Origin of the sequence: Chryseobacterium sp. Leaf405 (assembly GCF_001425355.1) — a bacterium.
Classification (GTDB): Bacteria; Bacteroidota; Bacteroidia; order Flavobacteriales; family Weeksellaceae; genus Chryseobacterium.
Map to the genome: position 1 here is coordinate 1,290,855 of NZ_LMQN01000015.1, position 6,740 is coordinate 1,297,594.

Below are 6,740 nucleotides of genomic sequence, written 5' to 3' on the forward strand. Positions count from 1 at the left end.
AGAAAGACTACGATAAAATGAAGTTTAGACTATTACCCATCATCATGTTTGTTGCTTCTGCACATTTCTATGGACAGGTAACACCGCAGGACAGCACAAAGGTGAACAGCGCTGTACAAGCAGGCAACCAGGAAGGAACCTATACCTTGAAAGACATCGTTGTAGATGGGGTTAAAAAATATACACCGGCTCAGATTCTGAGATTTACAGGTTTATCCAAAGGGGAATCGGTAGATATTCCGGGACAAAAAATTAGTAATGCCGTAAAAAAGCTTTGGGATACACAATCTTTTTCTGAGGTTGAAGTATACGTTCAAAGTATTGAAGGCGAAACTATTGTGTTGAAATTTTATCTGCAGGATCTGAAAGATCTTGGGGAAGTAAAATTTAAAGGCAAAGGAATCGGGAAATCGAAGAACGAAAAATTAATAAAAGACAATAATCTTAAGCCCGGAACAAAAATTACACAAAATTTAGTTTCAAGTCTTAAGAATAAAGTGCCTAAAGATTATATCAAAAAAGGATTTGCTGATGCCAAAATCACAATTGAGGATAAAGTAAATGCAGGTGATCCTAATTTAGTTGATTGGACAATCAACGTAGATAAAGGTAAAAGAATCAAAATCGATCATATTGAGTTTGAAGGAAATCAAACCGTTACGGATCGTAAGTTGAGAAAAAGTGCCTTTAAAGAAACTAAACAGAAGAGATTTGGTATTGGTGGTATTTTAAAATCCTCAAAATTCATTGAAGAAAAATATCAGGAAGATAAGCAGAGTCTTATCAGCTACTATAACTCTTTGGGATATAGAGATGCTACGATTGTTTCAGACTCAGTTTGGAGAAACAAGAGAAACAATTACGAAATTAATGTAAAACTTAATGAAGGTAAGCAGTACTATATCGGTGATATTACATTCACCGGAAATACAGTATACCCAACAGATTATTTACAGAGACTTTTAGGATACAAGAAAGGAGATATTTACGATGCGGTAGGTTTCAACAAAAAAGTTGGTGAAGACGGTGGTAAAGAAGATGATTCTGATATCAAGTCTATGTACATGAACAATGGTTACCTTTTCTCAAACGTAACGCCTGTTGAAAAATCGGTAAACGGAGATAAGATCAATCTTGAAATCCGTATCAATGAAGGTGAAAAAGCAACTTGGAATAAAGTAACTTGGGAGGGGAATACAACAACTCATGACCACGTTATTCTTCGTGCTTTAAGAACAAAACCGGGAAATCTTTTTGCTAAAAGTGATATTAAAAGAACATATTTCGATTTAGCAGGTATGACATTCTTCGATCCTCAGCAGGTTGGGCAGGACATTCAGCCAAATCAGCAGGATAACACGGTAGATATTCACTGGAAATTAGTAGAGAAAGGTTCTTCTCAGGTTCAGTTACAGGCTGGTTACGGTGGTAACAGTTTCATCGGAACATTGGGATTAACGTTTAATAACTTCTCATTAAAGAATTTCCTTAAATTTAAAGATTTCAGGCCGGTTCCTCAGGGTGATGGACAAACATTATCTCTTCAGGCACAGGCTGGACAGTACTTCCAGAACTACGGGGTTTCATTTACAGAACCTTGGTTATTCGGAACAAGACCTACAGCACTTTCTGTAAGTTTAAATAACTCAAGAGTAAAATATTCAGATGGTTCCGGAAATGCTCAGAAGTTAAATATTTTCTCCGCATCAGTTGGTTTAAACAGATTATTGAAATGGCCGGATGATTATTTCTCATTATACACTGGTCTTCAGTATCAGAAGTATGACTTTAAGAACTATCCGTTTCAGTTTGGTGATGTTACTGAAAATTATGGATCAGCAAATAACTTAAGTATCAACTTAGGATTAAGTCGTAACTCAGCGGGTATTGATCCAATTTTCCCGACAACGGGTTCAAACTTAGATCTATCTTTAAAGTTCACATTGCCGTACTCTGCGTTTAGCAATAAAGATTACTCTACAATGAGTGCGACGGAAAAATATAAGTGGATGGAATTCTATAAAGTGAAGTTCAAAGCTGATGTTTACAATGAAATCATTGGAAAATTAGTACTGAGATCTTCTGCTGAAATGGGCTTCATGGATGGTTACAACAAAAATCTTGGTGCACCGCCATTTGAAAGATTCTATGTTGGGGGTACAGGTTTATTCGGAGGTAGATATGACGGTAGAGAGCTTATTCCTTTAAGAGGATATGAAAATGCTTCTACATACGGTGGAACTTCTGAAGATATTACACCTCAAGGTGGAGGTACTATTTATAACAGATTTACGTTAGAATTAAGATACCCGATTTCATTGAACCAAACTGCAAAAATTTATGCATTAACGTTTGCGGAAGGAGGTAACGTGTGGAATTCTTGGGGAAATTATAATCCATTCCAGTTGAAAAGATCAATTGGTGTCGGTGTAAGAGTTTACATGGGAGCATTCGGGTTGATCGGGTTTGACTTTGCTTATGGATTTGATAAGACTATTACGGGTCAGGTTTCCGGAAACAAGACACACTTCTTGATGAACCAATCATTATAATTCATATTATGAAAAACGTTAGACTTTTCTTCTCATTCTTATTATTCTTGCTTTTCGGTCTTAGCAATGCACAGAAAGTGGGCGTTGTAGACACTCAGTATATTTTGGAAAAAATGCCTCAATATAAAGAAGCTGAAGCAAGACTAAACTCACAGATTGATACTTGGCAGTCGGAACTTCAGAATTTACAATCTGAGTATGAGCGCAAAAGATCGGCTTTCGAAAGTGAAAAAGTACTTTTAATTGGTGATCAGTTAAAACTGAGAGAAAAAGAAGTAATGGATTTGGAGAAAAATGTCAAAACCACTACAAGTTTACGTTTCGGAGCGACTGGTGAGATTAAAAAGCTGAGAACCAATTTGGTTCAGCCTTTTCAGGATCAGATCTGGGGTGCTATTAAGACGATGGCAGAGAAAAACGGGATAGGTATAGTTCTTGATAATACAAGTAACAATGTCCTGTTTCTTCAGAAAAGATTCGATTACTCAGACAAAGTATTAGATATCTTATTAAAAGATACCGATAAAAAAGAAAAAACTAAAACCAAAAAATAAAAGTTTAACTTTTATTACTTTTAAAGATCTAAAAACAAATTAAATTATTTATTTACCAATTATGAAAAAATTAAGTGTAGTATTTGCAGCGGTAATGATGGTTGTATCGGTAGGTATGGCAAAAGCTCAAAAAATTGCTACTTTAGACGTTATAGGTGTTCTTAATGTAATGCCTGAAAAGAAAAAAGCGGATACTGATCTTAAAGCTTACTTAGATGTTAAGCAGGCTGAAATCAAGAAAAAAGCAGATGCAGGACAAGCTAAATTAAAGCAGTATTCTGAAGAAGCTCCTAAAAAAACTGCTGAAGAAAACAAAGCAAGAGAAGCTGAATTAGCAAAGATGCAGGAAGAAATTCAGCAGATGAATGACAAAGCTCAAAAAGATTTCGTAGCAAAACAAGATACTGCGTATGAGCCGATTGAGAAAAAATTGAACGAAGCTGTAAACAAGGTAGCGAAAGCAAACGGTTACGATTATGTAATGGATGCAAATTCTTCTGCTTTTGTATTCAAAGGTGGTCCGGATGCGACCGCAGCAGTTAAAAAAGAATTGGGAATCCAATAATTTTAGAAATTAACAAACATTTATAAACGAACCATCTCTTTTAGAGGTGGTTTTTTTTATTTTTGCCAAATGGAAAAAGAAGTTTCAACCACGGTAAAGGTTAGATTTAGCGATTGCGATCCGATCGGGCATCTGAACAATGTAAAATATCTTGAATATATGTTCAATGCAAGAGAAGATCATGTAGAAACATTTTACGGGTTTACATACGAAGAATATACTAAGCGCACTGGCTGTACATGGATTGCGATTCAGAATGAAATTGCCTATTTAAAGGAAGTAATATACAATACATCGGTTGTTATCAGTAGCAAAACTATCGAAATTCAGGACAGAGTTTCAAAAGTGGAGATTTTAATGAAAAGTTTGGATGAAAAAACGATCCATGCTGTATTATGGGTTACGGTTATCTATTTTAATGTTAAAACCAGAAAATCAGAAGTTCATCCTGAAGAAACTAAAGAAACATTCCGCAAGTTCCACGTAGAATTGGAGCAGAAAGATTTCCAGTCAAGAGTTAAATTTTTAAGATCGCAAAACGCAAAAAATTCATAATGAAAAAAATAGTAGTAATAGGAGCCAACGGACAATTAGGAAATTGCATAAGAAAAATTGCTCCCGATTTTGAGAATACCTACGAATTCATTTTTACGGATTCTCAGACATTGAATATTACCGATGAAAGTCAGGTTAACAGTTTTTTCTATGATAATAAACCTGATTTCTGCATCAATGCATCCGCTTATACTGCCGTTGATTTGGCGGAGACAGAAAAAGAAAAAGCATTTGCTGTAAATGCAGACGGAGTCGCTCATCTTGCTCAGGCCTGTTTAGATAATAAAACAGTTTTAATTCATGTTTCTACAGATTACGTTTTCGATGGTGAAACCAATCTTTGTTACTCTGAAGATGATTTTACAAGTCCCATCGGAGTTTATGGTGAATCAAAATTAAAGGGAGAAGAATTAGCTTTAGATATAAATCTTCAGACAATTATTTTAAGAACTTCTTGGCTGTATTCCGAATTCAATAAAAACTTTGTGAAAACAATGCTGAACCTTTTCTCTCAGAGAGACGAATTGGGAATTGTTGCAGATCAGTTCGGGCAACCAACCAATGCAAATGATTTGGCAGAAGCAATCATGGCTATCATTGAATCTCCTAAAAAGACTTTCGGCATTTTCCATTTTTCAAACTATCCCGAAACAACATGGTTTCAATTTGCGAAAAAAATAGCTGAGTTTTCAAAATCTTCAGTTAAATTAAATCAATTGACAACTGAACAATATCCAACTCCGGCAAAAAGACCGAAAAGAAGTACCATGTGTCTGGATAAAATTGAAGAGATTTATAAAATCGAACCTAAGCATTGGGAAAACAGCTTAGAAGAATGTATTGAAATTCTTTCAAAACAATAAATAGAATGAAAAATTTATTAACGATTGCCTTCATTTTTCTGATTCATCTTTGTAATGCACAAAAAGTGTATCTAACGAAAGTGGAGAAGACCAATGAAAATACAGACAAATTTCTTTATAAAATTAATGAAGAAATAAAAGATGCGACTTATCTTGGTGAAATCGAAGTTCAGGGCTTTTCAAATGAAGACACAGAAATTTATGCATTAATATACAAAAAAGCCAAGGAAATTGGAGCCAATACATTTTCGTTTAAGCCTTTTGAAGGAATTGACGGTTCTCCACAGAGCTTCAATCCTGCAAATTATCGGTTGGCTTTATATTATCTTCCCAAAGAGAAGCTGGTCAATCAATCTGGTAATCTCTATTTATTTGCCTCTTCAGAAAAAGATCAGACCATTAGCATCAATAAAAAAGATTATGTTATTACGCCAAGATCATATCTGACAATAAAAACAGTTCCTGGAGAAATTTATACAATATCGACTAAGAAATTATTAGGCTCAACAATAAAAATACAGCCAAAAGAAAACAATCTAAACCAATATCTACAAATTTCGGCCTTAAAAGTAAAATCTGATGATACCGGTGTTGGAGGCTTAAATTTAAAAAGCGGCGACATTATCGGATTAGAAAAATCCTACGCCGAATTTTTGAGTACTATATATAATAAAGAAAAGCAGAGTCATTGAAACTTTGCTTTTTTCTTTTTCAGGAGCTATTTCCATCTTTCCACTGTATCTTTTAGGCGGCGGTCTGCGCTTTGCTCCGCCCGCCGCCTAAAAGGATGCCGTTTCAATCTGGGCTATGGCGTATAGTTTATCATTAATCGGCAGCCTTTTTCATGACCGATTCTACTATTTCCTTTTGGTTAACACTCATTAACAAACATTACTTTAAATTAATGTTCCACCATTTCAGGATGTTAAGTTTAAATATTACATGAATATAAATTTTATGTTAAATAAGTTTGGAGGGAAGATGCAAAGTTTCTATCTTTGCCCCACTGAAAAACGAAAGTTAAGAAGTAGCGCAGGAGTAAGGCTAAATATGGGAAATAAGAATTTAGGGTTGTTAAAAAACTTTAGAAATTTCTTTTAAAAACATTTGGTCGGGTAGGAAATAATTACTACTTTTGCACACGCAAATACGGGAACGGAAACGACAGAAAAAACGTCCTGTAGGAAAGCGGAAGATAAAGAAGATCATTGACATACAATATAACAACCAAGTAAGGAAAAACTAAAGCGTAAAAAAACTTTGAGTGAGTCAAGAACAAACATACAATGGAGAGTTTGATCCTGGCTCAGGATGAACGCTAGCGGGAGGCCTAACACATGCAAGCCGAGCGGTATTTGTCTTTCGGGACAGAGAGAGCGGCGTACGGGTGCGGAACACGTGTGCAACCTGCCTTTATCWGGGGGATAGCCTTTCGAAAGGAAGATTAATACCCCATAACATATTTGATGGCATCATTAAATATTGAAAACTCCGGTGGATAGAGATGGGCACGCGCAAGATTAGATAGTTGGTGAGGTAACGGCTCACCAAGTCAGTGATCTTTAGGGGGCCTGAGAGGGTGATCCCCCACACTGGTACTGAGACACGGACCAGACTCCTACGGGAGGCAGCAGTGAGGAATATTGGACAA

General features: G+C 35.7%; 6 protein-coding genes and 1 rRNA gene. All 7 read left to right on the plus strand.

Going from position 1 to position 6,740, the window contains the following annotated elements; all coding sequences use genetic code 11:
* The first annotated feature begins 17 nt into the window (after positions 1-17).
* The gene (gene bamA / locus ASG22_RS15815) at positions 18-2,552 is read left to right on the plus strand and encodes an outer membrane protein assembly factor BamA (RefSeq protein ID WP_055986707.1); all 2,535 of its coding nucleotides are present in this window, start codon (positions 18-20) and stop codon (positions 2,550-2,552) included.
* A gap of 8 nt (positions 2,553-2,560) precedes the next feature.
* Entirely contained in the window at positions 2,561-3,106 is a 546-nt protein-coding gene (locus ASG22_RS15820; protein ID WP_055986710.1) for an OmpH family outer membrane protein, read from the plus strand.
* 61 nt (positions 3,107-3,167) lie between these two features.
* The gene (locus ASG22_RS15825) at positions 3,168-3,671 is read left to right on the plus strand and encodes an OmpH family outer membrane protein (protein WP_055986719.1); all 504 of its coding nucleotides are present in this window, start codon (positions 3,168-3,170) and stop codon (positions 3,669-3,671) included.
* A 69-nt stretch (positions 3,672-3,740) separates the two neighbouring features.
* Complete coding sequence (locus ASG22_RS15830) at positions 3,741-4,226, plus strand: acyl-CoA thioesterase (protein ID WP_055986722.1); 486 nt, start codon at positions 3,741-3,743, stop codon at positions 4,224-4,226.
* Positions 4,226-5,089 (plus strand): dTDP-4-dehydrorhamnose reductase, encoded by an 864-nt coding sequence (rfbD, locus tag ASG22_RS15835; protein ID WP_055986725.1) that lies wholly within the window; start codon positions 4,226-4,228, stop codon positions 5,087-5,089. Before ASG22_RS15830 ends, rfbD begins: the two co-directional genes overlap by 1 nt.
* A 5-nt stretch (positions 5,090-5,094) precedes the next feature.
* Positions 5,095-5,781: a hypothetical protein gene (locus ASG22_RS15840; protein ID WP_055986728.1), complete on the plus strand. Its 687-nt coding sequence runs from the start codon at positions 5,095-5,097 to the stop codon at positions 5,779-5,781.
* A 591-nt stretch (positions 5,782-6,372) separates the two neighbouring features.
* Positions 6,373-6,740, plus strand: a 16S ribosomal RNA gene (locus ASG22_RS15845); the annotation flags it as partial.